Origin of the sequence: Actinomadura luzonensis, from assembly GCF_022664455.2 — a bacterium.
GTDB lineage: Bacteria > Actinomycetota > Actinomycetes > Streptosporangiales > Streptosporangiaceae > Nonomuraea > Nonomuraea luzonensis.
In genome coordinates this window covers 2,274,767-2,300,785 of sequence record NZ_JAKRKC020000001.1, presented here as the reverse complement: position 1 = coordinate 2,300,785, position 26,019 = coordinate 2,274,767, and the positions used below count along the sequence as shown (strand labels likewise).

The window sequence follows — 26,019 nt, the reverse complement described above, 5'->3', positions numbered from 1 at the left end:
AAGCCATTATGTACTAATACAAAGGGGTTCGGGGTGCTCATTCATCCTTGGGACGCCGCCCGTGACGGCGACGAGTGGCGGGACTGGCTGCGGACGCGCGACTTCGGTCTGCTGGCGGTGAACGGCGTGCACGGCGGCCCGCCGGTCGTCGTGCCGACGCACTTCCTGTTCGACCCGGACGACGAGGCGATCCTGCTGCACCTGGCCCGCCCCAACCCCGTCTGGCCGGCGCTGGAGGCCGATCCGGCCGTGGTGGTGAGCGTGCACGACGACTACGCCTACATCCCGTCCACCTGGCGCTCCGACTCCCCCGACAGCGGCGTCCCGACCAGCTACTACGCCTCGGTGCAGCTCACCTGCTCGGCCAGGATCGTGGACGACAAGGACGGCAAGGCCGACATCCTGCGCCGCCAGCTCGCCCACCACCAGCCGGACGGCGGCCATGGCCTCGTCGCGGCCGACGAGGGGCCGTACCGGAAGATGTTGTCCGCGATCCGCGGCCTGCGGCTCCAGGTGGTGGGGGTGCGGGCCAAGTTCAAGTACGACGACCACAAGCCGGCCGCCCTCCGCGAGCGCGTCGCCGACGGGCTGGCGGCCCGCGACCTGCCGGGCGACGCCGGCGCGCGGGCCCAGCAGCTCAGGCGGATGGCGGCCCGGCAGGACCCGTCACCCACAGCTTGTGGATAACCGACCCCACCTGTGGATAACGTGCCGCCTACCACCGCATCCCCAGCCAACGCCGCACCCCTGCCCACCGCACCCATAACCGCCCACACCTCCGCGTCATCCCAGTACAGACAGGACTTCCAGCGCTCCGGCGAGGCGACAGGGCCGGCCCGCACCCCGATCCACCGGTGGAGGAGCCCGTTCACCCACAGCCTGTGGACGAAGACGGCGCTCAGGGCTCGCGGAACTGCTCCACCAGCGCCGCGTACCCGTCGCCGCCGCGGCCGCTCGCCGCCGCCCGCTCGGCCAGCGCCTGGACGAACCGCGGCAGCTCGCCGCCGACCCCGAGCGCCTCGCTCTCCTTGACGAGGTTGCCCATGGCGGCCAGATGCGTGTCGAGGGTGGAGTCCAGCGGCGGGTAGGACCGCTCGTCCACCTGCCGCGCGTAGTCGGGCAGCCACCCGGTCACCGTCCCGATCGCCGTCCTGGCCAGCGGGGCGAACGTCGTGGCGGGCACCCCGGCCGCCCCCAGCAGGGCGGCGCCGTGCAGGAACCCGTTCAGGAGGTTCCACATCAGGCTCAGCACGGCCGCCTCGAACAACGACGAAAGCCCGTGATCCGCCCCCAGGTACGTCGATCCGCCCAGCCCTCGCAGCTCCTCCGCGTGCCGGTCGAACGCGTCCCGCGCCCCGCTGTAGACGAGCACGGCCTCGTCCGTCCCGACCGCCTGGGGCACCGCCATGATCGCGCCGTCGAGGTACCGGCCGCCCCACCGCTCCACCCGCTCGCCGAGCTCCCGCGCCCCCTGCGACGTCCCCGACGTGAGGTTGACCAGCACCCGCCCCCGGACGACCGCCTCCAGCGGCTCGACGAGCGCCCCCACCGCGGTCTCGTCCAGCACGCACACGACCGTCAGCGGGGCGGCCGCGACGGCCTCCGCCACCGAGCCGGCCTCCCGCGCGCCGAGCGCGACGAGCTGATCGGCCTTGCCCGCGGTGCGGTTCCACACCGTGGTCGGGTGCCCGGCCCGCACGAACGCGCCGGCCAGCGCCTGCCCCATCATGCCCAGCCCGATGACCGACACGGGCGTGCGGTCGTCGCCGGAATTGTCCATCACTGCGGCCCCCTTGTACGGATCGATGGTGATGGCAGAATCCTCAACGTTCACACCGGTATGAAGGTCAAGGGGGAGCGCGCGTGCTGATCGGTGAGCTGAGCCGGCGGACCGGGGTCCACACCCACCAGTTGCGCTACTACGAGTCCCAGGGCCTGCTCCGGCCCGCCCGCGGCGCGAACGGCTACCGCGAGTACGGCGAGGACGCGGTCCTGACCGTGACGCAGATCAGGAAACTGCTGGACGCGGGCCTGTCCACCGAGGACATCGAGTTCCTGCTGCCGTGCGCCACCGGCGCCGATCCGGAGCTCGAACCCTGCCCCGAGCTGCTGGACACCCTCCGCACCCGGCTCGGCAGCCTCGACGAGCGCATCGACACCCTGACCCGCACCCGCGGCGTCCTCCGCCGCGTCCTGGAGACCACCGAGCGGCGCGTCGGCGCCTGAGAAAAAGAGGGTTGACAAGCGGCATCCCATACGTCATCCTGTAAATGCGACCCGAGAGGCAGGGTCTGCGTAAGCGTGGACAAATGCATTTGAAGCGAGTACGCTCGTGCTTCCACGCTGCCTTCTTTTCGACGACCCTCCGATGCCCGCTCGCGTCGTGGGGCGTCCGGCATGCGTGCAGCCAGTCCGCCGCGAGCCCTCGGAAGGACATCTGTTGGCAGCCTCGCGCAACGCCTCCGCCGTACCCGCTGGTCCCCGTCGCGTGTCTTTCGCGCGTATCCAGGAGCCTCTCGAAGTTCCTGACCTTCTGGCCCTGCAGACCGAGTCTTTCGATTGGCTGCTCGGAAACGAGAAGTGGAAGGCCCGGGTAGAGGCGGCTCGTCAGGCCGGGCGCAAGGACGTCCCGACCCAGTCGGGCCTCGAAGAGATCTTCGAAGAGATCAGTCCCATCGAGGACTTCTCGGGGACCATGTCCTTGTCGTTCCGCGATCACCGGTTCGAGCCGCCGAAGTACTCCGTCGATGAGTGCAAAGACAAGGACATGACCTTCTCCGCCCCGATGTTCGTCACGGCGGAGTTCATCAATAACACCACCGGTGAGATCAAGAGCCAGACGGTGTTCATGGGGGATTTCCCGCTCATGACGCCGAAGGGCACGTTCATCATCAACGGCACCGAGCGTGTGGTGGTCTCGCAGCTGGTGCGTTCGCCCGGTGTGTATTTCGAGCGCACCGTGGACAAGACCTCCGACAAGGACCTGTACGGGTGCAAGGTGATCCCGTCGCGGGGGGCCTGGCTGGAGTTCGAGATCGACAAGCGTGACAGTGTCGGTGTGCGCATCGACCGTAAGCGCAAGCAGGCCGTCACCGTGCTTCTCAAGGCTCTGGGGTGGACCAGCGAGCAGATTCTCGAGCGGTTCGGTCAGTACGAGTCGATGCGGGCGACCCTGGAGAAGGATCACACCGCCGGTCAGGACGATGCTCTGCTGGACATCTACCGCAAGCTGCGGCCGGGTGAGCCGCCGACCAAGGAGTCGGCGCAGACGTTGCTGGAGAATCTGTACTTCAACGCCAAGCGGTACGACCTGGCGAAGGTCGGCCGTTACAAGATCAACAAGAAGCTGGGGGTCGACGCCGAGATCACCCAGGGCACCCTCACCGAAGAGGACATCGTCGCGATGGTCGAGTACCTCGTGCGGCTGCACGCCGGCGAGGAGGCGGAGGGCCTGCCCCTGGAGGTCGACGACATCGACCATCTCGGCAACCGGCGGGTGCGCAGCGTCGGCGAGCTGGTCCAGAACCAGGTCCGGCTGGGCCTGGCGCGGATGGAGCGCGTCGTGCGCGAGCGGATGACGACCCAGGACGTCGAGGCGATCACGCCGCAGACCCTGATCAACATCCGCCCGGTCGTGGCGTCCATGAAGGAGTTCTTCGGCACCTCGCAGCTCTCCCAGTTCATGGACCAGACCAACCCCCTCACCGGGCTCACCCACCGCCGCCGGCTGACCGCGGTCGGGCCCGGCGGCCTGTCGCGCGAGCGGGCGGGCGTGGAGATGCGGGACGTCCATCCGTCCCACTACGGCCGGATGTGCCCGATCGAGACCCCTGAGGGCCCCAGCATCGGCCTCATCGGCTACCTCGCCTGCTTCGCCCGGCTGAACGCCTTCGGCTTCATCGAGACGCCCTACCGCAAGGTCGTCGACGGCAAGGTGACCGACCGCATCGACTACCTCACCGCCGACGAGGAGGACAGGTTCGTCATCGCCCAGGCGAACTCGCCGCTCGCCGCCGACGGCCGGTTCGCCGAGCCGCGGGTGATGGTCCGCATCAAGGGCGGCGAGACGGAGTACGTCCGCTCGACCGAGGTCCACTACATGGACGTGTCACCGCGCCAGATGGTGTCGGTGGCGACGGCCATGATCCCGTTCCTGGAGCACGACGACGCCAACCGCGCGCTCATGGGCGCGAACATGATGCGCCAGTCGGTGCCCCTCCTCAGGAGCGAGGCGCCGCTGATCGGCACCGGCATGGAGTACCGGGCCGCGACCGACACCGGTGACCTCGTGCTCGCCGGCAAGCCGGGCGTGGTGGAGGAGGTCTGCGCCGACTACGTCACCGTCAGGAACGACGACGGCACCGGCACGACGTACCGGCTGGCCACGTTCAAGCACTCCAACCAGGGCACCAGCTTCAACCAGAAGCCCATCGTCGCCGAGGGCGACCGGGTGGAAGCGGGCCAGGTCGTCGCCGACGGCCCGTCCACCGAGCAGGGCGAGCTGGCGCTGGGCAAGAACCTGCTGGTCGCGTTCATGCCGTGGGAGGGCCACAACTACGAGGACGCGATCATCCTCTCGCAGCGGCTGGTGCAGGACGACGTCCTGTCCTCGATCCACATCGAGGAGTACGAGGTCGACGCCCGCGACACCAAGCTCGGCCCGGAGGAGATCAGCCGCGACATCCCCAACCTCTCCGAGGAGATCCTGGCCGACCTCGACGACCGGGGCATCATCCGCATCGGCGCGGACGTGGTCCAGGGCGACATCCTGGTCGGCAAGGTCACGCCCAAGGGCGAGACGGAGCTGACCCCGGAGGAGCGGCTGCTGCGCGCGATCTTCGGCGAGAAGGCGCGCGAGGTGCGCGACACCTCGCTCAAGGTCCCGCACGGCCAGTCGGGCAAGGTCATCGGCGTCCGGGTGTTCTCCCGCGAGGAGGGCGACGAGCTGCCGCCGGGCGTCAACGAGCTGGTCCGCGTCTACGTGGCCCAGAAGCGCAAGATCACCGACGGCGACAAGCTGGCCGGCCGGCACGGCAACAAGGGCGTCATCTCCAAGATCCTGCCCGTCGAGGACATGCCGTTCCTGGAGGACGGCACCCCGGTCGACATCATCCTCAACCCGCTCGGCGTGCCCGGCCGGATGAACATCGGCCAGGTCCTGGAGACCCACCTCGGCTGGATCGCCGCCCGCGGCTGGGACATCACCGGCATCAAGGAAGCCTGGGCCGAACGCCTGCGCGACAAGGGCCTCGAACGGGTCGAGCCCGGCACCACGATGGCCACCCCCGTCTTCGACGGCGCCCGCGAGGAGGAGATCGTCGGCCTGCTCGACCGCACTCTCCCGAACCGCGACGGGGAACGGCTGGTGGCGCGCAGCGGCAAGGCCCGGCTCTTCGACGGCCGGAGCGGCGACCCGTTCCCGTACCCCATCGCCGTCGGCTACATCTACATCCTCAAGCTGCACCACCTGGTCGACGACAAGATCCACGCCCGCTCGACCGGCCCCTACTCCATGATCACCCAGCAGCCGCTCGGCGGTAAGGCCCAGTTCGGCGGCCAGCGCTTCGGTGAGATGGAGGTGTGGGCGCTGGAGGCGTACGGCGCCGCCTACGCCCTGCAGGAGCAGCTGACCATCAAGTCCGACGACGTCCTCGGCCGCGTGAAGGTCTACGAGGCCATCGTCAAGGGCGAGAACATTCCCGAGCCCGGCATCCCGGAGTCCTTCAAGGTCCTCATCAAGGAGATGCAGTCGCTGTGCCTCAACGTCGAGGTGCTCTCCAGCGACGGCATGTCCATCGAGATGCGCGACACCGACGAGGACGTCTTCCGCGCCGCGGAGGAGCTCGGCATCGACCTGTCCCGGCGTGAGCCGAGCAGCGTCGAGGAGATCTGACCACCACGACCCGCACGGGCTCCGGCGAGCGCCGCCGGAGCCCGGCTCCACCCCTTGCTAGGTGAGGAGCACCTGGTCGAGGACGTGCTCGCCGATGGCCGCCATGGTCGGGTGGTCACCCGAGTTCGCGGCCAGAGCGGTGCCCATGGCGAGGGCCCAGCCGCGGGCGCGTTCCCAGGTCGCCTCGTCGGCGTCCACCCGCGACCGGAAGACCTCCCTGGCGCTCTCGTCGAACACCAGCCACGCGGCGGCCAGGTCGGTGGCGGGATCGCCGCTGGTGAGGTCGCCGAAGTCGAGGACGGCCGCCAGCCCTTCGCCGTCGAGCAGGAGGTTTCCCGGATGCGGGTCGCCGTGCAGCCACAGCGCGGGGCCCTGCCAGGGCGGGAGGGCGAGCGACTTCTCCCAGACCGGAAGAAGCTCCGCCGACCGGGCGATGGACGGCATCCGCCGCCGTACCGCCTCGTCCCGGGCGGCCAGCGGAACGCCCCGGACGGGATTGCGGGGCGCCTCAGGCGGCGCGGGCCGGTGGAGGCCGGTCATGAAGTCCGCCAGCGGCCCGGCGATGCCGGAGCGTTCGGACGGCGGCACGTCGGCGGCCGTGCGCCCCTCGAACCAGGGCGTGATCGTCCACGGCCACGGGTAGCCCTCGCCCGGCGCCCCGGCCCTGACCGGCACGGGCAGGGCGACGTCGACGTGACGGGCCAGGACCGGCAGCCAGCGTTGCTCGTTGACGATGAGGTCGACGGCGACCTGACGGCGCGGCAACCGTACGGACAGGTCCGTCCCCAGGCGGTAGATGACGTTGTCCCAGCCGTTGGCGACGAGGGTGAGCGGGCCCGCCAGATCGGGATGCTGCCGGCGTACCAGGCGGTCGACGAGATCGCCGTCGATGTCGGCCTCGGCCGCCGGGGTGTTCATGCCGCAACGATAGTCCGCGACGAACTCGCACTGGACGGCCTTCATGCTGGGTGGGGCTACCAGGACTTGCACCTCATCCGCATGATCACTCGTCATGTTGTGGGGCGCACGTCACGGAAAGCCTGGTGCGGACAGTTGAGATCATGCGGGATCGTGCGGTGGCGGTGCCGTCACTTTCTCCTGGGGACCTGTCGCGCTACCCTGGCCGAACACTCTGATCGACCAGGGAAATGAATGATTTTACGGGCGTGCAGCCGGGTGCTGATGGGGATCGGGCTCTTGATCCTCATTCCTAGCATCCTCATGCAGATGGGCGTGAAGGAGAGCTGGGCGCATGCCCGGGCGGTCGAGCCGGCCGAAGCCGATGCATCCTTCATGACACCACTTATGATCTCGTGGATCGGCATCGGTCTCGGGACTGCGTGGGTGCTGGCAGCCGTTACCTGCTATTTCGTACCCAGGTCTGTAGCGCGCCTTCAGCGTCCCCCGAAGCCCTCTCGCGGTTCGGGAGCGGTCGTTTAGCTCCATCCCTTCCTCCACCCTGGCTCTGCCTGGACGTGACAGGTGGGAAGATCGGGCCCCGGAGGGAGGGCGAGGATTACGACGACCGGACGGGCGAGCAAACCCCGTCCAAGGACAAGCTGACCGGTCTGCGCGTGTGGCAGTGCCGGTTCCGGCCGAATGGCCTACTTCCTGCACGCCAGGGCGATCGTGGCGCCCAACGGTGGCAGGCCGATGAACGCTCCGCCTCCCGCACGCAGGGGACTCGGATCGGACCCCGGTCCTGGCGCTCTTTGCCAGCAACTCGATGGTCAGCGTGTGCTTGCCCCGTTGGCCATGCAAGGGCAAGCTCGTCCGGGTACCCGGTCAAGCCCGCTGCCGGCAAGCGGACCAGGCCGACGTGCAAGCCAACGCCAAGCGCGCGGAGCCGGCGAGAAATGGCGAGACTCCGGATCACGCACAGGCGGGCCTGTTGAGCCGACCGACCTCGGTGGCACAGGTAATCGACAAAGGCCCGTCCGACAAACCGGAACGGGCCTTTTTTGCTGGGTGGGGCTACCAGGACTTGAACCTGGGACCTCTTCCTTATCAGATAAGTCACCGGATCTTCCTGACCTGGGCGATCAAGAAACGCGCTGGTAGAGGCGATTTCTGCATCCGTTCTGATGCATTTCGCTTCGTTTCAGTTTCTCCCAATCATGATCGTCTCTCCCAGAAATCTCCCAAAGGCCCAACCGTGATCACTCCCCTGCGGATCCCTCCTGAGCACGCTTCGGCGGTGGCACGTCAATGACGTACTCGAACGTGATCGCGTCGCCCGGCACCACCGAGTCCAGGAGCTCGACGGCCCGGCCCTCGCCGTCGTACGCGATTCGCAGGGTGCGAGCGATGGGCACACCCGGCGGTATGCGGAGGGTGGCCGATTCACCGGGAGTTGGCATGCGGATGGACACCTGCTCCACGAACCGCGCGATACGACCGCCCATCACGTCCTCGTAGTAGCCGGCCACACCGCCCTTGATGCGCCGGGCCTCGGCCACCGGCGTCCGAGCGAAGAGGTCGGCGGGATAGTAGCCGTCGCTGAGCTGGATCGGTTCTCCGTCAACGAGCACCTCGCGACGGCGCACGATGACGGCCTGCCCGCCGGATAGGCCGAGCGCAGCGGCCACCTCGCCGCTGGCCGGCTCCTGCGTGACCTCGACGAGCCGCTGCTCAGCGTTGAACCCTTGATCAGCGAGCTCGACGTTGAGGCTCGCGATGCCACCCTCTCGGCGTGACCGCCACTGGGTGCCCGTCGACACCATCATGATCGCCGGCCGCTTGCGGACGTGCGTCTTCGCGCCCTGGGAGCTCACCACGTGCCCTTCGGCACGCAGCAGAGCTATCGCCTTGCGTACGGTCGTCCGGGTGGTGTCGTAACGGCTGGCCAGGTCGTTCTCGGACGGCAGCTTTTCGCCCGGCGCGAGCCGGCCGTCGAGGATCTCGGTGCGGAGGTCGTCGGCGATCCGCCGGAATGGTGGCACCATCGGTGCTCCTCACTTGTGCCTGTCCTACTCGGTGTACGCCCAGCCGGACCAGCGGCCGACCGACGTCACGATGACAGGTCCTGCAGGGATGTGCTGACGGTACTGCTCGTACTTCGCGGCGAGTGCCTCAAGGGCCCTCTCCCTCTCGGGGCCGTCCTCATGTATGTCGGCGGCGCCGTCGGCGCGCACCCACCACAAGCGGCTCCAGTCGTCGTCGTAGTAGTCGGCCAGCAGGCTGACCTGCGGGTTCTCGTGGATGTTGCGCAGGCGTCGAAGGTTCGTCGATCTCTTGGGCTTGTGGTCGATGGCGATCACGATCTGGTCATCTACCAGGGCAAACGTGACGGGTACGACGTGCGGGACAGCGCCCGCTGATGCGGTGGCGAGGCAGGCGATGCGTTCGTTAGCGAAGAGCGCTCGGGCTCGATCCGGTTCCATGCGTCATTCTCCCCAGACAGCTTGCATATCCATGTTCCCCGAGTCTAGTGTCAAACATGCATATCCAAGTTGGACGCGAGAGGCGGGCACGATGGCTCCTCCCGACCAGGAAGCAGCGGGCGCCTATGGCGTTCTCGTCCGGCCCGCTCTGCTGAACTACGCCGTGTCCCAGGACCAGGGCGGCGGGTTTCACGCGCGCTGGATCGAACCGCTGCCGCCGGCCCTGCTGGCGAAGGAGTGCCAGCAGGAGGTCACCGCGCCGACCTGGCTAGAACTCACCCAGGCGGCGGTCCGTAACCGGGTGCGCATCTGGCTGCTGCAGTCGGCGGGCGGGTCATGACGCCGGCGGAGACGATCACCTACTACGACGACCCGGATCACGCACAGTCCATGATCGATCTGCTCATGCGAGCGCATCCGGGGTGGACGGTCTGGCGGCTCGGGACCGACCGAACGTTCCGCTCTACCCCTCAGTGGTACGCCCGCCGGGAAGACTGGCCCGCCGGCGTGCAGTCGCTGTCGTGCGAGAACGCCGGGATGTTGAACCTGGCGATGTTCCAGGCGAACGCGGGGGCGCGGCTGTGACATACTCGATCGTCCCCTACACCATCGCCTACGCCAACGAGCTGGTCAGCGACCCGATCGCCTTCGAACGGCACGCTGACGAGATGCGGTTGACCTACCTCAAACCGCGCCGCCGTGACTGGGTGCACGGCATCCTGCACGCCCGCGTGCTCGACCTGCGCGACTGGCAAGATCGGCGCGGCTCGGAGCGCATGCGCAAGCTCAACCGGCTGAGGCAGGAGCTCTGCATGGACCGGGCGCTATGCCAGGTCTGCGGCCACCCGGCCACCGACCCGCTCACCGGACGGATCCCCTGGCTACTCACCAGCACCGTACTCGAGCAGACCGGTCCCGACTCCGGCCGCACCAACGCACCGCCGACCTGCTGGACCTGCATACCCAAGGCCCTGGAGCAGTGCCCGATGCTCCAGCTCGACTACACCCTCTACACCGTCGCGGGACGCACGAGCGCGGGCGTCCTGGCCGACCTGTACGAGCCGCTGCTGGGCACGCAGTGGCCGGCGCTCGACAAGCGAAACGTCTTCATCGCGTGGGATGCCATCCGCGATCAGGCCCGCGCGCTGGCCACCTGCCGCGTGGTCGAGCTGCACGGCATGAAGGCCGTGAGCTGAGTTCAAGACTCCCGGCGCGCCGTCTGCGGAATGGCGGCGCGCCGGGCGGGTGGCCTCCGCCTCGGTCGGGAGGGGCCAGGCGGAGGTCACCCATCCACCAGACCGGGGCGGCGCGGACCCATGCCACCCACCCCCGCGCCGCCCCTCAGGAATACCGCCGGCGGCCGCGCCTCCCACACCGGCGCGCGGCCGCGCGGTAGCGTGCCGCCTTCTCGAACGACAAAACGGGCGCCCGGTTCCGCCGGGCGCCCGTGATGATCGATCCCCCTTCCCCAGGAGACCGACGTGTCAGACCTTATGACCAGCGCGGGGACCACGCCAAGCCGCCCCGCGCAGCAGCAGCCGGACTTGATCGAGCGCGGCGGCTTGGTGGTTGTCGTCGCCGCTGCGGTGGTGCTGTCCTTCAGCGCCCTGCAGGGGCTGGGCGGCCACGCCGGCTTCGCCGACTGGCAGCTGCCGCTGATCGGCGTGAGCTTCAAGATGAGCCTGCTGCTGCCACTGTGCATCGACGCCTACGGCGCGGTGGCAGCGCGCATCGCGACCAACCGCTCCTACGCCGAAGCCACCCGCCAGCACGCCATGGTGCACAGTGGCATCGCGATCGGTGTAGGCGTGATCGGTAACGCCGCCTACCACCTCGTCGAGGCCGAAGTGATCGAGTTAGCCGGCGGCGTGCTGGTGACCCTCGTCATCGTGGTCAGCGTTGTGCCGCCGATCGCGCTCGGCGCGCTGGTGCACCTGATCTCCGAGTGCGCGCGCGACCGCCGCGAGAGCGTGCTGGCGCTGGAGGCCGAGCGGCGGGCGGCCGCCGAGCGGCGGCGTGCCGAGCGCGAGCGCGCCGAGCAGGAAGCAGCGGCGGAGCGAGCGGCCGCCCAAGCGGCGGCCGAGCGCCTCGCCGGCGAGCGGCGAGCGGTCGCCGAGGCAGAGGCCGCCCGGGCCGAGGCCGAGCGGCAAGCGGCGGCCGAGCGAGCGGCGGCCGAGGCGTCTGGCGGCCGAGGCGAGCGGCGGCCGAGCGAGCGGCAGCGGCCGAGCGAGCGGAGGCCGAGCGCTCGGCGGCCGAGAGGGCGAGCGCCGAGCGAGCGGCCTCGCAGCAGACGGCGGCGGCCGAGCAAGCGCGCGCCGAGCGCCTGGAGGCGGCCCGACGAGCGGCGGCCGAGCAGCGAGCGGCCGAGGAGGCGGCCGCTCGCCGCGCCGCCGCCGAGCGTCAGCGGCCGCCGAGCGCGCCGGGCCGAGCGCCTGGCGGCCGAGCGCGCGGAGTCGGAGCGGCTGGCGGCCGCCGAGCTGGCCGAGGCCGAGCGCCTGGCCGCCGAGCGGGACCGCGCCCAGCGGGAGGCGGCCGAGCGGCAGGCCGAGGCCGAGCGCGCCGCGCGTGCCCGGCTCGCTCGCGCCGGCGACCTGCCCGCCGGCGAGAAACGGAAGATCATTCTGCGGTTGTTCGAAGCCGACCCGGCTGTGCGGGCGCCCGAGGCCGCGGCCGCCGTCCAAGCCGAGGGCGGCCAGATGTCGGAGCAGCGCGCCCGCGCGGTGCTCGCCGAGATCCGTCAGGAACGCCAGGGCGTGCTCGCCGACGTCCGCCAGCTGCGCTCGCCGGATCGCTCGCCCGCCGCGGTGTGACCCGCTTGCCCGACCGCTTGCCCGACCGCTTGCCGGGCGCTCGCCCGGCAAGCGCCAGCCCACCCCGCCGCGACTGGTCGCGGCGCTCACCGAAGGAGACCCCGATGTCCCATCCCCCGATCGTCTCGCTGGTGATCCTCTACCACCGCGGCATGTTGCGCTACGTCGGCCGGCACGCGCTGGCCGAGGACCTCGACCGGCTCCTGGCCCTCGCCCAGCGCGAGCTGAGCGACGACGGCCGGTGGGTGCGCCTCGTCTACGGCGGCAACGACGAGATCATGGTGCGCCTCACGGACGAGCGCCTCGACGAGCTGCTCGCGGCGGCCGACGCCGCCAGCATGCGCGTGATGACGGGAGCGGCGTGATGGACGAGCGCGACCACGACGACCGTGCCGAGATCCGCGAGTGGGACGCGCACGTCGACGCGATGCACGACCCGGGGCCGCGCGAGGAGCCCGAGCAGGAGCCGCCGGTGGACCTCGACGCCGTCGAGGCGGCGCTGGACGCCGCGCACCTGCAGATCCGATCGCTGGGCGAGGACGCCCGGCTGCTGGTCGACATGCTGCCGTCGGTGATCGCCGAGCTGCAGCAGCGCCGCTGCTCGGATGATTTACGCTCCATGCGGGCGGAGTACACCGTCACCGACGGCCCCGGGCCGCCGGCCGATGCCGAGCTGGTGACCGATGAGCAGGCGGCCCTGGTGCTGGCCAACAACGCGGCCAAGGCGGTGTGGATGCGCTGGGTCTACGCCGACCCCTGGCAGCAGCTGTCCAAGGAGCCGCCCTTCTGACCCCGCGCACGACGAAAGAGCCCCCGCCCGGTCGTCACCGGGCGGGGGCTCCTCGCGTTCACAGGCCGCCCACGGCGGCGCTGTGAACTGTGTCGCGGCGTGCTGGGCTATCGCTCGACGTATCCCTGCACGACCATCGGGCGACCATCGTCGTCGCGTGGGTCGGCCACCGGGGTGACCTTTCTCTGACCGCTGACCCAGGCCCAGCCGACGTACAGGCCGTCCAGCAGCTGCTCGACGCCCGTCTCATCCAGTTCCCAATCCGGCGGGATCCACCCGAGCGCGACCGCGAGCCTGGTCAGCCCCATCAGCAGCAGGGCGACGCCGCCACGCACCAGCAGTGGATACCGCACGGTGAAGGGAACCTTGGGGGTGGGATGCATATGCCCCTCCTTCAGGGACGTGCCCCTCATCTCGGGGCGGAAATCAGGCACCTGCGGCGATGTGCCGCAGGTGAAGGCCCGTGCCGTCCGGAGGAGGTACAGCCAGGCCAAGCTGTCGATCACGTGATCGGGGCGGTCCAGGCGGCGCGCCAGGTGGCCTCGTCGACCACGCCGGTGGCCTTGAGCCCCTTCTCCTCCTGGAACGCCATGCAGGCCTCACCGTCGGCGCCGCTGTACCAGCCGTCGACGTCGAGCCGCCAGCCGCGCTTGCGCATCTGCCGCTGCCAGACCTTGACGTCGTCGCCCTTGGTGGTGGGTGGCCACGACAGCGGCCGCTTCCACGCCGGCACCTCGACCTCCTCGCGGCCGGCGGCGTCGCCGAGCTCGCCGGCGACGAGATCCAGCAGCACGTCCCACGGGAAGTTGCCGCCCGGGTCGCTGTGGTCGCTGCGGCGGTAGACGGCGCTGATGTCGGCGTGCGAGGTGATCCCGCGCTTGCCCGCGCGCAGCTCCGCCCGGGTCAGTCGCCTGACCGGGATCTTGTGGGCGCGCGCCCAGCCGGCGATCACGCCGGCGGCCTGGCCGAGCATCGCCTTGCCGTAGGCGTCCAGCCATTCGGCGCGCGTCTGCCGGGCGAACCCCGCCAGCTCCAGCTGCAGGCCGTCGGCGTTGCCGCCGGGCGCAGCCCAGGCGGTGTCCTGGTCGCGGACACACCGCACCACGCTGTTGGCATCGACGCAGGCGTGCGCGGAGGCCTGCCGGTTCATGGTGGCGAACATCTTCGCGCACTCCTCGGCGGTGGTCGGACGTTCGACCCACTCCATGGAGTGCACGACGATCAGCCGGATCGGGGAGATACGGCCCCGGTGGTACCAGCGGGCCTGCACCAGTTTCATGGCTGCCTCCGGTCGTGGTCGCGCCGGCGGGCCCGCTCGGCGTACTGGGCGCGGATGATCAGGACCAGCCGCCAGGCGATCACCCAGGCGAACGGGGTGAAGGCGGCCAGCCGGATGTAAGGCCAGGCGCCGGGCTCGGCCGTGGTGAACGTGGGCGAGCCGATCAGCCGGACCGACCACAGGGTCAGCCCGCCGGCGAGCACGCTGGTGAAGGAGAACAGGTGCCGGCCGGCCACCGAGGTCCACCAGCGGGCCCACAGCCCGTACACCACGGCGCTGGCGATCGCCATCGCGGCGCAGACGCAGATCAGCACGCTGCCGGCGATCTGCACGAGTTCAGCCATGCCGGCCCCCTCCGAGCGCCTCGTCGAACATGCGCGCGAAGTGGTTGTCCTCGCGCATGCGCCGTAGCCGATCGGCGATGCCGCGAGAGGCCCGGGCCCGCTCGCGGGCGCGGGCCAGGTCGGCCTCGGCGCGGCGGCGGGACTGCTCGGCCTGCCGGGCGGCGTCGTCCAGGGAAGGGCGCTCGTCTGGCTGCTCACGCATCATGGGCCCGCCTCGATCTGCCTCGACTTGATCTCGCGCAGCAGGGACGCGGCGACGTGCGCGCCCTCGGTCGCGGCCGCCAGCGCGGCACGGATCTCCTCATCGCGCGCGCGGCGGGTGAGCTCGTGCGCGTCACGCTCGATCTCCCACAGCCGGCGCCATTCGTCGGCGTCGGCGTTGGCCTCGGCCACCCGCTCGTCGCGGTCGGCGCGGACATCGTCCAGCGTCGAGCGGGGCACCAACGTCTTGGGCACCAGGTGGCCGCGGAACACCAGGTGACCCACCAGCCACAGCACGCCGAGGAAACCGCCGAACGCGCCGAGCTGCGCGATCGGCGTCTGGATCCACTCCACCCGCTCCTCCTGTTCCGACGATGACCGCGCCGTCGAAGCGACGTCACAGCTCTGGTGAGTCAGGAGTTCATGTGGTCGGCGTTCTTCAGCGACGTCAGGATGGCGTTGATCTTGGTGGCGACGTCGAGGAAATTGCCGTTGATCGCTGAGCCGTCGTAGGTGCCGCCGAGCGTGGCGATCACGTTGTCGGGGGTGCCCGAGGGCAGGGTGGTGAACGCGGCCACGGTCGCCGCCTGCGGGTAGAGGCGCCGCACGACGCCGGAGGAGCCGACCGCGAAGAACTCGCCGGAGTTGGCGCCGATGTGGACCTGGCCGACGTCGACGTCGGGCACGGCCTGGTTGGTCAGCAGCCAGCCCTGGGAGGCCGCGGTGAGCGCGGGCCGGGTGCCGAGCAGCGCCTTGAGCTGGTCGACCTCGCGTTCCAGCTGCTCCACCCGGGAGGCCAGGTTGCTGGCGTAGACGTCGGGCATCCTAGGGTGCCTCCGTTCCTTCGAACACGAGCTTGGCTTCCTCGGCGCCGGTCTTGGTGACGGGGGTGATGCCGATCCCGATCACGCGGCGGGTGCGCCACACGCCCTGATGCCACTGGTTGCGCAGGTAGATGCGGGCCAGGTCGCCGAGATGGTTGGGGGTGAAGGTGACGTCGCGGCCGTAGGCGACGGTGGCCATGTCGACGCGGATCGCGCCGGCGGCCCGCTCGGCCCAGAACGCCGCGTAGGCCTCCAGCGTGTCCAGGTCGGTCTGGTTGTTGTAGGACAGCGTCTTGCTGGTGCGCGGCCAGCCCGCGGCCAGGTGCGCGGACGCTTCATGCGCGGAGGAGATCAGCGGCACGGACGGGGTGGAGGCGTCGGCGCTGATGCTGTTGCCGCGGGCCCGCACCCGGGTGAAGCCGCGCAGCGCGTCGGCCTCCTCCGACAGCTCCAGGATGTCGCCGGAGTACAGGCCGTCGCCCCACTGGTGGTGCGGGCCGCCGGCCTGGCCGAGCGTCGGGTACCCCCACACCAGGCGCCGCACCAGCTGGCCGCCGATGTTCTCCAGGTTGATCATCCACTCGAAGCCGCCGTCTTGCTGGGCGAGCTCGACCAGGCGGCGCAGGTAGGTGGAGCCGTCGGCCGGGTAGGTGACCTCCCGGGTGACACCCGTGGTGCCTTCTGCCAGTTCCAGCGAGATGTTGGCGTTGTCCTGGGCCATCAGGTGGTTGACCAGGTTGCGCAGGATGTCGGCCTGGTCGGCGCTGTAGGACAGGTCGTCCTCGATCTCGACCGCGCCCAGGTAGCCCTCCAGGGTGGAGCCCTGCAGCGCGATCGCCATGGTGCCCTTGCGGGAGCGGGTCAGCCGGGTGCGGTGGATCCAGTACTCGCCCTGCGGCTCGCCCAGCCGCAGCACCTCCACGCTGATCGCGCCCGGGCCGCGGTCGAGGGGGTAGGAGTCGGGGTCGCCGGCGGCCTCGCGGGGGATGATCTCGGCGACCTTGTCGGCGATGCGCGGCGACGGGATCGGCACGGTGGCGTTGATCACGCCCGGCGACAGGATGCGCTTGTCGAGGTCGACGCCGACCAGGTCGAGGTCGCCGAGGTATTCGCGGGTCAGCATGCGCATGAACCGGTAGCGCCAGGTGGCGCGGCCGCGGCCGGGTGCGCCCGGCGCGACGACGGGCGGCGGCGCCGAGGGGTCCTCGGCGGCCGCGAGCAGCAGCGTGAACGCGCAGCTCGCGACGAGGTTGCTGCCGGTCCAGAAGGCGGGGCCGACCGGGCTGGTGGAGATGATGGGCGCCCAGGCCAGCCCGGCGGCGACCCACACGTCCGACTGCTCGTCGGCCAGCTCGACGGTGCCGGGCGGGTGGGAGAAGGAGACGCTGGTGCCGGGCGGCGCGGGCACGCCGGCGGCGAAGCGGAACTCGATCCCGGACGCGCTGCCGGGCGTCAGCGACGGCGAGGTGAGGCCGGGGTTGTTGTCGGAGCGCAGGCTGGCGAAGTCGGCGCCGGCCACCGCGGCGATCAGCGTGACGCCGTCGGCGGAGACGCCCTGGCCGGCGGTGTAGCTGGACGGCTCGGAGGTCACCGCCTGCCGCGCCCACACCTTGACCCCGGACCAGAACCCGGACGCCTCTCCGGGCCAGCTGCCGCCGGGATAGAAGTCGACGGCGTTCCAGTCGCCGGCCAGGTCCATGGCGGCGTGGCCGCCGGAGTCGGCGGCCTGCCAGGCGATCAGCACGTCGCCGGCGCGGGCGTCGCCGCGCGCGGCCGCGTAGCTGCCGCCGTGGTGGGTCGTCGCCTTGACGGAGCGGATGAACGCGCCCACCCCTGCCCCCTCTCTTGTGTCACAGGTGGGCGTGGCGCCACAGGAAGTCGGCGCCCGCGCTGCCGCCGGCGCCGGCGCTGTAGGTGATGGTGTTGGTGGCGGCGGCGAGCACGAAGTCGCCCAGCTGCACGCTGGCGGTGGTCAGCTGCAGCGCCTGGGAGACGCCGCCCATGGTGACGGTCGCGCCGTCGGTGTCGATCTCCAGCGTCGACCCGTCCGGCACCTCCAGGTCGAACCCCAGTGACTGCCCGAGCTCGGCGTTGACCAGGACCGGGTCGGTGACGGGGCCGGGCAGCCGGATCAGCGGGTGCGTCTCGCAGTTGCCGGTGTTGGCCAGGGCGGTCGGAGTGTTGAGGCTGATGTTGGTGCCCTGCAGGCCCAGGCTGTAGCGGCGCGGGTCGGAGCACGTCCACCGGATGGACGCCTGGACGATGCCGGCGCCGACCAGCCCGGTCGGCATGATCCGGCCGGTGATCGCGCCGAAGGCCAGCAGCGTCTCGCCACGCAGCCGGATCACCAGCGGGTATTCGTCGTCGCTGTCACCGATCGCGGTGGCTTGGCGCAGGAACGCCAGGCTCTCGGCGAACGTCGGGCTGTTGTCGTCGATCTGGATGGTGGCGGTGACGACCCGCTCCTCGCCGTACTTGCGGCCGGCGTAGGAGCCGTGCCGTGACGGGCGGGAGGTGTTGCCGGACTCCACCCCGGGCAGGTCCTCCCAGCCCTCCAGCTCGGTGATCCGGTACAGGTCCTGTCCGCCGCCGGCCACCAGCCGCGCGAGCGGCCCGTTCCACTCGATCTCGCCGTCGGCGCCGGTCATCGCGTCGCCGGGGCTGGGTGGGATGGAGATCGTGAGCGCGGGCCATTCGGCGGTGACCTCGAAGACGGGCAGGGTGAGGATCTGGTCCCGGGTCAGCGACAGCGCCGGCCACTCGGCGGTGATCTCGAAGACGGGCAGGTTGAGGTTGACGTTCGGGGTGACGATGGACAGGTCCGGCCATTCGGCCGAGACCTCGAACGCCGGCAGGTCGATGGTGGCGCGCGAGTAGCGCAGCTTACCGAGACTCTTGACGGGGATCGGCTGGGACCGGCCGAGACGAGCCACGCGCCCTCCCTGCTAGTAGAAGGCGGCGCGGTTGACGGCTTGGCCGAGCATGCGGCCGCGACCGGCCACCAGCGCCTCCGCGCCGGGCATGATCTCCACCGCGAGCCACTCCCAGCTGGCGGTGCTGCTGCCGGCGGCGTCCAGGTTGAAGGTGACCGTCGCCAAGGACGCGCTGTTGGCGGCCTTGCGGATCATCATGCCGTCGAGTTGGGCCAGGTCGAACGCGCTCTCGTCGTCGGTGCTGGAGGGCAGGCCGAGGCTGTTCAGCTCGACGGCGACCGCCACGCCGCGCGAACCGATCGCGGTGGCGGTGTAGGCGTTGACGTTGCTGGCGTTGGTGGACGTCAGGTTCTGCCCGGTCGCGCCGGTCGGCGTGGTGAGGTCGGCGCCGGTGAAGACGTCGACCTTCAGCGCGGCGGCGAACGAGCCCAGGAATCCGTTGTTGGTCAAGGTGGTGGTGATGCCGGTGGCGCCGGCCGCGCACGGCGCGGTCCAGATCTCGAGCGCGAAGGTGCCGCCGATGTCGCGCTGCGCCCGCCGCGTCCAGGTCAGGCTGCCGCCGGAGATCGTCAGCGAGCCGTCCTCGTCCGCGGCCGCCGCCATCGCCACCAGCAGGCTCTGCGCCGGCGGTGAGAACGCCGCGGTGGGGGTGGTGCCGTCGACCTCGTCGGTGACCAGGGCCGGGGAGGAGGCGTGGAGGGCGATCGCCACCCGTCATTCCTCCCAGATGACGTAGCAGTAGGCGTTGACGGCCGCGCCGGCCTTGACCCTGACCCGGAGGAACCGGCTGGCGGCGACGGCGAACTCCCTGCCCAGGGGCCATTGCTTGATGTACTGGGTGGTCGGCGCGATCAGCTGCACGTCGCCGGTGCGGGTGGCGGTGATCGAGCCCTCGGCGGTGGCGGTGTAGCCGGTGGCGCTGGTGCCGAGCGTCATCAGCGACGCCGTCGCGCCCGGATCGCTGTAGGGCTGCACGCCGGCGGCGACGTGCGCGGTCACCGTGGCGGCCACGTTGGTGTCGATCAGCTCGCACCGGATCGGCGTCGCGGCCGCCGCCCCGTCGAAGCTGATCCCCCACTCGACGACTCGGATGCCGCGCGTCGACGGCGTCGCGATCTGCAACAACGTCTTGATCGCCGTGCCGGTGGTCACGGGCGAGAGTTCCGCCGTGGTGGCCATGGCGCCGTTGGCGGCCATGTAGAGAGGCATCGACGCCCCTCCTTTCATGCGAAAACCCCGCACGCGGGCGGGGTCGGAGAAGCGGACCAGGTCGAGGTCGAACCGCCGTGGTCAGGCGGCGTTGCGCATCTTGTAGCGGGTGATGCCGTCGGTGTGCGGGTTGATCTCGTAGTCGCCGTTGGAGGCGTCGTAGGACTGGCCGAACCACCGGAACACGAACGCCCGGTTGGACAGGCTGGGCGCGTAGACGAGCAGCCCTTCCGCGGCGAAGGTGGCCGAGCTCCAGGTGACCGTCTGGAACCGCCAGCCGATCATGTTGGCGGCGCCGGCGAGCTCGGCGAAGGAGATGACGGTCAGGTTCTCGCCGCCGGTGGTATAGCCGGGCTGGCCGGTGGGTTCGCCGCTGTTCCACGGCGCACTGCCGTAGGCCGGGTTGGTCTGGGAGAAGTTCGGCGTGATGCTCGCCTGGAACAGCGCGCCCTTGAAGACGCCCGGGGTGGTGGAGCCGATGTCGATGGTGATGGTCTGCCGGAACAGCTTGACGAACGTGTCGTTGAAGAAGCCGTCCTGATCGAAGGCCATCGCTCAGCCCCCCAGCTGCAGGTTGATGCGCACGCTCTTGCGCTCCTGGCCGTCGGGGGTGGTCTCCACCACCGTCTGATGGCCGAGCTGGTCGACGGTCTCCTTGAACCGGGTGCCGTCGGCCGTCCTGCCCTCGTAGACCATGTCGCGGGTCTGCCAGGTCTGGCCGCCGCGGATGTGCTCCACCGTGCGGCCCTGGCCGAGCGGGGCGCCGCCCCTCATGTAGCGGCCGAAGGTCTGGTGCTGGTCGGGATCGAATGGCATGGCAGGGCCCGCCCTCCTTCCTGCAGGTACGTGATGTGAGATACCGCCGAGATCAGCCGCCGGGGGCCAGCCGCCGGGGGTCAGCCGCCGCGGCGGGCGATCCAGTCCAGGTCCTGAGCGATCTCGTACGGCGACTGGTCCGGGCTGGCGTAGAACGCGCCGATCGACACCCCGCCGCCGGCGCCGCCGCCCGCGCCCGCCGAGGTGGTGGCCAGGCCGCCGCCGGCCGGCACGCTCTTGAGCGTGGCGGCGGCCAGCATGCTGCCGGCGCTGGCGCTGGAGGCGGCCGTGTTGTAGGCGACCCCGCCCCCGCCCACGTGCACCCCGTACTGGTCGGGCCGAAGCACCGTCTTGGCAGGCACCAGGTCGATCACGCCGGTCTCCTCCTTCAGCGACGCGCCCACCCCGCCCTTACGGCTGACGGTGCCAGTGGAGGAGCTGATCGACGCGCTGGCGAAGGCGCCGCCGCCCTTCTTCTTCGTGCTGGCGGTGCCGGTCGTCTTGCTGATCGAGGCGGAGACTGCGTCGCCCAGCTGCTCGACGGCGCCGGTCAGCCCGTCGATGCTGCCGGACATGGTGTCGGCCATCCCGCTCACGCTGACCGACACCAGCTGTCCCATGTCGCTCACGCTGTCGCCGATCGCGGCCGACCCGCTCGTCCACCCGTCCACCAGCTGCTCGCCGGTCGCGCCGACCGCGCCGATCGCCGCGGTGAGGCTGCCCGTCTGGCCGAGGGTGGAATCGAGCTCATCGATGACGGCGCCCATGTGGATCTGGTACTGATCCGCCGACAGCTGCACCGACTCGGCGACGCCGGACAGCGCCTTGGACGCCGTCTTGTTGATCAACAGGTAGCCGAAGTCGTCGGCGACCTTCGCGAGGATGTCGCTGGCCCGCTCGCGGTGCGCGCTGGCGTAGGGGATGAAAGCTTCCTTGCCGGCCTCGCCGAAGATCGCGTTGTTCCGCGGCGAGTACACCGCCCGCTCGGTGATCATCGGCTGCAGCACGCCACCCGCCGCCATCAGGCGCACGCCGTCTTGGGAGATGCTGCCGCGCGCGTTCGGGGATGCCTTCAGCCCGCCCGGCAGCCGCACCGAGCCGTCCTGCTCGACCCGCACCCGCACGGTGATGGTCTTGTCCTTCATCCCGTCGACCTTGCGCTGCGCGTCCTGGATCGCGGCCAAGGCTTTGGCCGTGTCCGCGTCGACCTTGACCGTCTTGCCGTTCGGCAGCTGGATGACCGCCCGGCCGAACTTGTCGACCGCCACGGCGCCCTCGTCGGTGCGCTTGATGGTGATGCCCAGGCTCTCGCCGAGCCCGCCCACCGCCGCCTTGGCGGCGTCGTTCTTGCCCGCCCACGCCACCAGCTTGGGCAGCTGCTCGGCGAAGGAACGGCCGGCCTGGTCGGTCTTGCCGGTCCGTTCCGACTCGGCCTTGGCCGCCTCCGAGATTGCGCTGGTCAGGTTCTGCACCGCCTGCAGCCGTTCCAGATCGGACAGGCCCTTGGTCTTGGCCGCCCGCCCGGCCTCCTCCAGCGCCTGCTTGAGCCGGATCTCCGCGCCCAGGGCCGCCTGCGCCGGATCAAAGTGCTCCTCCAGGGCCTGGGTCAGGTGCCGCACCCCGTCGGCGGCGCTGTCGCCGCTCTGGCCGACGCCGGTCATCGCGGCGACCGCCTTGCCCGCCTCCTCCTGCATGCGGCTCAGCGTGGTCGGCAGCTCCTCCATGCCCTGGGCGATCTCCTGCGGGGTGCCGCCGAACAGCTGCCGGAAGAAGTAGTCGCTGGAGGCCTGGCTGCCGGCCGGGCCGAGCGGCGCCGAGAACAGCACTTTCAGCTCATCGGCCCAGCTGATCACCTTGGCGCCGGCCTCGACCAGCGCGGAGGCGTCCTCGATCAGGTCGGCCAGCATGGTCGGGTGCTCGTCCATGATGTCGGCGAAGGTCTCGAAGGTGTCGTTGAGGTGCGACATGATCGACGGCATCCGGTCGGCCAGCGACGACAGCAGATTCCCGAACGAATCGCCCACGTGTTCGAAACTGGGGCCGAGGGTTTCGATGCCGCGGCCGACGGCGTCGACGAAGCGGTCGACGTCGGGCACGAGCCCTTCCCAGATGCGGGCCAGGCGCGGCTTGAGCGCTTCGAAGGTGCGCGCCGCGACGTCGGCGGCCCGGATGGCGCTGCCCTCCAGCGGCGCGGCCGCGTCCGCCAGCTCCTCGCGGATCGCCGACACCGTCTCCGACCAGGCATGTTTGACCCGGTCGGCGTCGGCCGCCATGGTCAGGCCGACCGTGGCCAGGCCGCCGCCCAGGGCGGCCACGATGCCGGAGGCGGCCACCCCGGCTACGGTGGGCAGCGCCGCGATCGCGGCGGCGGCCACCGCGACCTGGCCCGGTCCCACCGAGCCGAGCACGCCGAACCCCTCGGAGAACAGGCTGCCCAGGCTGCCGGCCTTGTCTGCGATCTCGCCGACGGCGGCCGCCGCGTGGTCGACGTCGACGTCGACCTTCACCTCGGCCGAGTCGCGCTCCAGCTTGTCCAGCTCGTCCTCGACGCGGCGCAGCTCGCGCAGCGCGATCTGCACGTCCGCGCGGATGATCGGGTCAGCCTCGCTGCGGGCCAGCTCCTCCAGCTCGGCCTTGACCCGGCGCATCTCCTCCAGCGCCGTGCCGCCGTCGACGTCGATGCCGATCTTCTTGCCGGCCAGCTCCCCGAGGGACTCGCGCAGGGCCGCCAGCTTCTTGTCCGCGTCGCTGCTGTCGGCCTCGATGGTGATCTTCGGCAGGGCGCGGGTGGCGGCCTCCAGCCGGCGCCGCATCGTCGAGGCGGCGGTGCCGGTCTTCTCCAGCTGCCGCTGGTAGCCGCGGGCGGCCTCCTCCTGCTCTCGCAGCGCCCGCTCGGCCGCCGCTCCGGACTTCTCCAGGGCGGCCAGGCCGCGTTGGGCGGCCTGCACGTCGATGTCGAGGGTGGCCCGCACATCACGGATCAGCTGACCCGGCATCCCGGCTCACCTCCTCGGCCCTCGCCACCGGCTTGAGGCTGATCTTGATGCCGCGGCCGGTGTCGCCCGGCATGGACGCCCGCATGGCCTCGATCTGGGCGCAGCCGCCGCACCACCGCTCGACGGCGTAGTAGGCGTGCCGGTCGCCGCCGCGGGCCTCGTCCCACTCCTCCGGCCGGGTGCCGCACGTGCCGCAGCGCGATCGCTCGCGCACGTAGTACGCGATCGCCTTGTCCCGGTCATCAGCCGGCCAGGACAGGAACTGCGAGTGCGGGATGCGGTAGTGGTGGCAGACGGCCATCTCCAGCGCGAGCTGGGGGTTGGCGTCTAGCCTTTTGGGACGGCCGGATCCACCGCCCTGACGTTGACGGCTACCGCCAGCTGCAGCAGCTCCTGCCGCTCCAGCCAGGACACGTTGCGGCGCAGGAACTCGGCCCACTCCTGGTCGCCCATGTCGCCGGGCGCGCACGCCAGGAAGCACGCGACGGGGAACTGCTCGGTGTCCCACTCCTCATCGTCTGAGCCTTCGCGCGGCGGGTGCTGGGCCACCAGCTGCTCGTAGTCCTCCGGCGCGAGCGCGGTCAGCTCGATCGTTTCGTAGCACTCCTGGAGCGCTTGCTGTGCCTGATCGAGCGCCTCCCGCGCCGCCGCCACAGCCGCCGGCCCGCCCTCGTCGGTGCGCAGGTGGGCCAGCTGCCAGGCCCGCTCGGCGAGCCGGAGAGCGCGGGTGGCGGCGGCGACGTCGTCGACCGGCAGCGGGTAGCGGGCAGTGGGTCGGCCGCGGCCGCGAAGTCGGTCACGACGGCTCACGCCGGGATCTCCACGTCCACCGCCGGCTCGCGGGTGACGGAGTAGGAGACGGTCATGCGGCCCGGCTGCGCCTCCACCGACCGGGACTTGCCGGCCGACAGCACCCGGACGGGGTAGACGTCCATCAGGTAGCCGGCGACGTCGCCGCCATCCAGCCACAGCACGTTGGTGTTGGTGCCGACCCCGGACAAAGACCGGATGTCGTCACCGGCCCGGTCCATGTAGAAGGTGATCGAGCTGTTCTCGACCGAGATCCGGCCGGTGATCGAGCCGGTGAACAGCGTGGCGAGGTCCGGGGTGGGCACGGCCTCGCCCTGCAGCATCCACCCGGCGACCTCGGCCACCTCACGGGTAACGTCCAGGCCGGCGTCCATCTCGCTGCGGGTGACCGCCGTGATGTCGGCGATCGAGGGAACCAGCAGCAGCTTGGTCGTGGCCGGGTTGATGTAGCGGGTGGTCTGGGCGATGAGCGGTGCGGCCATGGTTACTGGCTCCTCTCGGTCGGGCGGCGGCGCCGCGGCGCGGTCTCGGTGCCTGCCGGACCGCCGGCGGGCTGGTCGGAGGCGGACTCGGGCTGGTCGGCGGCGGGGCGGCCGCCCTCCTGCCAGCCAGCCAGCTGGTAGTGCTGCACCGCCGCCGCGGACACGCTGATCTCGCGGTCCAGGACGGGGTGGTAGATCGTGACCTGTTCCATGTGCGCCTCTCAGGCCGAGGTGCCGACGATGGCGATGTCGTAGGTGACCGAGGTGCCGGCGCCGGAGTTGGCGACCAGCAGGATGTCGCCGGTCGAGGCGGTCACGGCGTAGCCGGTGGCGTCTGCCGCGCCGGTGCCGAGCAGCACGAACGCGCCCGGCCTGAGCACCAGCTTGTCGGTGGCGTCGCCGAACGGCGTGATCCAGCCGTTGCTGCCGGCACCGCCGATGACCACGTTGTTGCTGTTGGAGGCCGAGGCGGCGACGTAGAGCAGCTTGACCTTGGCGAAGGTGATCGTGGCGCCGAACGCGTCGGCCAGGCTCGCGGCCAGGTCGAGGTTCTCGGTGGCCGAGGCCGACAGGGTGCGCCGGTCGGTGAACAAGCGATCGGCCTTGCCCGCCGTGGTGCCGCTGGTCAGGCTCAGCGTCTTGCTGATCTGCGGGGTGTACGCGGCCGCGCCGAGGTCCAGACTGCTGGTCTGGCTGGCCCGGAGGATGAGCTCCAGGCGCGTGGACAGGGACATGGGCTTCCTTCCATGCGGACATGCGGGCATGCGAGGTGGCGCAGCCTGGCGGCCGCGGAGAAGAAGGGGTCAGGGGGTCAGCGGAAGCCGTGCGCGCGGGCCACCTTGTCGATGGCCTCGCCGATCTTGGCGTCGACGTCCTCGGCGTGCGCCGCCACGGCGGGGAACAGGAACGGGCGGGCCATCTCCGACACCCAGACGTTGCGGCCGTAGACCGGGTGGCGGAACGGCGCCCGGAAGCCCAAGTGCTCATAGACGCGCAGGTGCGGCGCCCGGCCGACGGAACCGATCACGGTGACGCCGGCGCGCGACCCGGTGGAGAACTGGATGCCCAACCTGATGGCGCCGGGGATGCGGGTGGACCAGGAGGCGCGGCCACGGGCGTCCTGCACGACCACGTTCCCGATCTGTTTGATGGCCGGGCGCAGCTCCTTGCGTACCTCGGGCGGGATCTTGCCGAGGTCGCGCACCAGCCGCCGGATCTCCTGCGACGCGCCCGCCACCGCGACCTCCTG

Annotated in this window: 32 protein-coding genes; 9 read left to right on the top strand and 23 right to left on the bottom strand. The window is 70.8% G+C overall.

Annotated elements, in window-relative coordinates; all coding sequences use genetic code 11:
* Positions 1-33: 33 nt before the first annotated feature.
* A complete protein-coding gene (locus tag MF672_RS11020; RefSeq protein WP_242382018.1) occupies positions 34-687 on the top strand; it encodes an FMN-binding negative transcriptional regulator in 654 nt (217 codons plus the stop codon).
* 211 nt (positions 688-898) lie between these two features.
* On the opposite strand, the gene MF672_RS11015 is transcribed toward MF672_RS11020, so the two are convergent.
* Positions 899-1,780, bottom strand: a complete 882-nt coding sequence (locus MF672_RS11015; RefSeq protein ID WP_242382030.1) for an NAD(P)-dependent oxidoreductase — start codon at positions 1,778-1,780, stop codon at positions 899-901.
* Between the two features lie 83 nt (positions 1,781-1,863).
* On the opposite strand from MF672_RS11015, the gene MF672_RS11010 reads away from it, so the two are divergent.
* Both MF672_RS11010 and rpoB read left to right on the top strand, forming a co-directional pair.
* On the top strand, positions 1,864-2,226 hold the full coding sequence (locus tag MF672_RS11010) for a MerR family transcriptional regulator (RefSeq protein ID WP_242382017.1): 363 nt from the start codon (positions 1,864-1,866) through the stop codon (positions 2,224-2,226).
* A 214-nt stretch (positions 2,227-2,440) separates the two neighbouring features.
* Entirely contained in the window at positions 2,441-5,893 is a 3,453-nt protein-coding gene (gene rpoB / locus MF672_RS11005) for a DNA-directed RNA polymerase subunit beta (RefSeq protein WP_247815220.1), read from the top strand.
* A 57-nt stretch (positions 5,894-5,950) separates the two neighbouring features.
* On the opposite strand, the gene MF672_RS11000 is transcribed toward rpoB, so the two are convergent.
* The 3 genes from MF672_RS11000 to MF672_RS10990 form a co-directional block, all read right to left on the bottom strand.
* Entirely contained in the window at positions 5,951-6,811 is an 861-nt protein-coding gene (locus tag MF672_RS11000; protein ID WP_242383866.1) for an aminoglycoside phosphotransferase family protein, read from the bottom strand.
* A 1,241-nt stretch (positions 6,812-8,052) separates the two neighbouring features.
* Positions 8,053-8,838: a GntR family transcriptional regulator gene (locus tag MF672_RS10995; protein WP_242383865.1), complete on the bottom strand. Its 786-nt coding sequence runs from the start codon at positions 8,836-8,838 to the stop codon at positions 8,053-8,055.
* A gap of 24 nt (positions 8,839-8,862) precedes the next feature.
* A complete protein-coding gene (locus MF672_RS10990; RefSeq protein WP_242383864.1) occupies positions 8,863-9,276 on the bottom strand; it encodes a TIGR03668 family PPOX class F420-dependent oxidoreductase in 414 nt (137 codons plus the stop codon).
* Between the two features lie 91 nt (positions 9,277-9,367).
* On the opposite strand from MF672_RS10990, the gene MF672_RS10985 reads away from it, so the two are divergent.
* The 6 genes from MF672_RS10985 (at position 9,368) to MF672_RS10960 (ending at position 12,876) form a co-directional block, all read left to right on the top strand.
* A complete protein-coding gene (locus MF672_RS10985; RefSeq protein WP_242383863.1) occupies positions 9,368-9,616 on the top strand; it encodes a hypothetical protein in 249 nt (82 codons plus the stop codon).
* A complete protein-coding gene (locus MF672_RS10980; RefSeq protein ID WP_242383862.1) occupies positions 9,613-9,861 on the top strand; it encodes a hypothetical protein in 249 nt (82 codons plus the stop codon). The genes MF672_RS10985 and MF672_RS10980 overlap by 4 nt, the downstream gene beginning before the upstream one ends.
* Positions 9,858-10,472: a hypothetical protein gene (locus MF672_RS10975; protein WP_242383861.1), complete on the top strand. Its 615-nt coding sequence runs from the start codon at positions 9,858-9,860 to the stop codon at positions 10,470-10,472. The genes MF672_RS10980 and MF672_RS10975 overlap by 4 nt, the downstream gene beginning before the upstream one ends.
* Before the next feature lie 285 nt (positions 10,473-10,757).
* Positions 10,758-12,086: a hypothetical protein gene (locus tag MF672_RS10970; RefSeq protein ID WP_247815219.1), complete on the top strand. Its 1,329-nt coding sequence runs from the start codon at positions 10,758-10,760 to the stop codon at positions 12,084-12,086.
* Positions 12,087-12,190: 104 nt separating this feature from the next.
* Positions 12,191-12,451, top strand: a complete 261-nt coding sequence (locus tag MF672_RS10965; RefSeq protein WP_242380753.1) for a hypothetical protein — start codon at positions 12,191-12,193, stop codon at positions 12,449-12,451.
* Complete coding sequence (locus MF672_RS10960) at positions 12,451-12,876, top strand: hypothetical protein (RefSeq protein WP_242380752.1); 426 nt, start codon at positions 12,451-12,453, stop codon at positions 12,874-12,876. Before MF672_RS10965 ends, MF672_RS10960 begins: the two co-directional genes overlap by 1 nt.
* A 107-nt stretch (positions 12,877-12,983) precedes the next feature.
* Here the strand turns inward: MF672_RS10960 and MF672_RS10955 are convergent, their stop codons facing one another.
* From MF672_RS10955 to MF672_RS10865, 19 genes are all read right to left on the bottom strand, one after another.
* The gene (locus MF672_RS10955; RefSeq protein WP_242380751.1) at positions 12,984-13,382 is read right to left on the bottom strand and encodes a hypothetical protein; all 399 of its coding nucleotides are present in this window, start codon (positions 13,380-13,382) and stop codon (positions 12,984-12,986) included.
* Positions 13,379-14,155 (bottom strand): peptidoglycan recognition protein family protein, encoded by a 777-nt coding sequence (locus MF672_RS10950; RefSeq protein WP_242380750.1) that lies wholly within the window; start codon positions 14,153-14,155, stop codon positions 13,379-13,381. Before MF672_RS10950 ends, MF672_RS10955 begins: the two co-directional genes overlap by 4 nt.
* Entirely contained in the window at positions 14,152-14,499 is a 348-nt protein-coding gene (locus tag MF672_RS10945; RefSeq protein ID WP_242380749.1) for a putative phage holin, read from the bottom strand. Before MF672_RS10945 ends, MF672_RS10950 begins: the two co-directional genes overlap by 4 nt.
* Entirely contained in the window at positions 14,492-14,701 is a 210-nt protein-coding gene (locus MF672_RS10940) for a DUF7620 family protein (RefSeq protein ID WP_242380748.1), read from the bottom strand. Before MF672_RS10940 ends, MF672_RS10945 begins: the two co-directional genes overlap by 8 nt.
* Positions 14,701-15,054 carry a hypothetical protein gene (locus MF672_RS10935; protein ID WP_242380747.1) on the bottom strand — a complete coding sequence of 118 codons (354 nt, stop codon included), beginning with the start codon at positions 15,052-15,054 and terminating at the stop codon, positions 14,701-14,703. The genes MF672_RS10940 and MF672_RS10935 overlap by 1 nt, the downstream gene beginning before the upstream one ends.
* 59 nt (positions 15,055-15,113) lie before the next feature.
* Positions 15,114-15,524, bottom strand: coding sequence for a hypothetical protein (locus tag MF672_RS10930; protein WP_242380746.1), 411 nt, complete (start codon positions 15,522-15,524; stop codon positions 15,114-15,116).
* A 1-nt stretch (position 15,525) separates the two neighbouring features.
* A complete protein-coding gene (locus MF672_RS10925) occupies positions 15,526-17,355 on the bottom strand; it encodes a hypothetical protein (protein ID WP_242380745.1) in 1,830 nt (609 codons plus the stop codon).
* A 19-nt stretch (positions 17,356-17,374) separates the two neighbouring features.
* Positions 17,375-18,457 (bottom strand): phage tail family protein, encoded by a 1,083-nt coding sequence (locus MF672_RS10920; protein ID WP_242380744.1) that lies wholly within the window; start codon positions 18,455-18,457, stop codon positions 17,375-17,377.
* A 12-nt stretch (positions 18,458-18,469) separates the two neighbouring features.
* On the bottom strand, positions 18,470-19,168 hold the full coding sequence (locus MF672_RS10915; RefSeq protein WP_242380743.1) for a hypothetical protein: 699 nt from the start codon (positions 19,166-19,168) through the stop codon (positions 18,470-18,472).
* Positions 19,169-19,171: 3 nt separating this feature from the next.
* On the bottom strand, positions 19,172-19,666 hold the full coding sequence (locus MF672_RS10910; RefSeq protein ID WP_242380742.1) for a hypothetical protein: 495 nt from the start codon (positions 19,664-19,666) through the stop codon (positions 19,172-19,174).
* A gap of 81 nt (positions 19,667-19,747) precedes the next feature.
* Entirely contained in the window at positions 19,748-20,218 is a 471-nt protein-coding gene (locus tag MF672_RS10905; RefSeq protein ID WP_242380741.1) for a hypothetical protein, read from the bottom strand.
* 3 nt (positions 20,219-20,221) lie between these two features.
* Positions 20,222-20,482: a hypothetical protein gene (locus MF672_RS10900; RefSeq protein WP_242380740.1), complete on the bottom strand. Its 261-nt coding sequence runs from the start codon at positions 20,480-20,482 to the stop codon at positions 20,222-20,224.
* 80 nt (positions 20,483-20,562) lie between these two features.
* Positions 20,563-23,478, bottom strand: a complete 2,916-nt coding sequence (locus tag MF672_RS10895) for a coiled-coil domain-containing protein (protein ID WP_242380739.1) — start codon at positions 23,476-23,478, stop codon at positions 20,563-20,565.
* Entirely contained in the window at positions 23,456-23,779 is a 324-nt protein-coding gene (locus MF672_RS10890; RefSeq protein ID WP_242380738.1) for a hypothetical protein, read from the bottom strand. Before MF672_RS10890 ends, MF672_RS10895 begins: the two co-directional genes overlap by 23 nt.
* Before the next feature lie 26 nt (positions 23,780-23,805).
* Complete coding sequence (locus MF672_RS10885) at positions 23,806-24,288, bottom strand: hypothetical protein (protein WP_242380737.1); 483 nt, start codon at positions 24,286-24,288, stop codon at positions 23,806-23,808.
* Positions 24,285-24,770, bottom strand: a complete 486-nt coding sequence (locus tag MF672_RS10880; protein WP_242380736.1) for a phage tail tube protein — start codon at positions 24,768-24,770, stop codon at positions 24,285-24,287. The genes MF672_RS10885 and MF672_RS10880 overlap by 4 nt, the downstream gene beginning before the upstream one ends.
* A gap of 2 nt (positions 24,771-24,772) precedes the next feature.
* The gene (locus MF672_RS10875; RefSeq protein WP_242380735.1) at positions 24,773-24,982 is read right to left on the bottom strand and encodes a hypothetical protein; all 210 of its coding nucleotides are present in this window, start codon (positions 24,980-24,982) and stop codon (positions 24,773-24,775) included.
* A 9-nt stretch (positions 24,983-24,991) separates the two neighbouring features.
* The gene (locus tag MF672_RS10870; RefSeq protein WP_242380734.1) at positions 24,992-25,504 is read right to left on the bottom strand and encodes a hypothetical protein; all 513 of its coding nucleotides are present in this window, start codon (positions 25,502-25,504) and stop codon (positions 24,992-24,994) included.
* A 77-nt stretch (positions 25,505-25,581) separates the two neighbouring features.
* Complete coding sequence (locus MF672_RS10865; RefSeq protein WP_242380733.1) at positions 25,582-26,007, bottom strand: HK97 gp10 family phage protein; 426 nt, start codon at positions 26,005-26,007, stop codon at positions 25,582-25,584.
* Between the last annotated feature and the right edge of the window lie 12 nt (positions 26,008-26,019).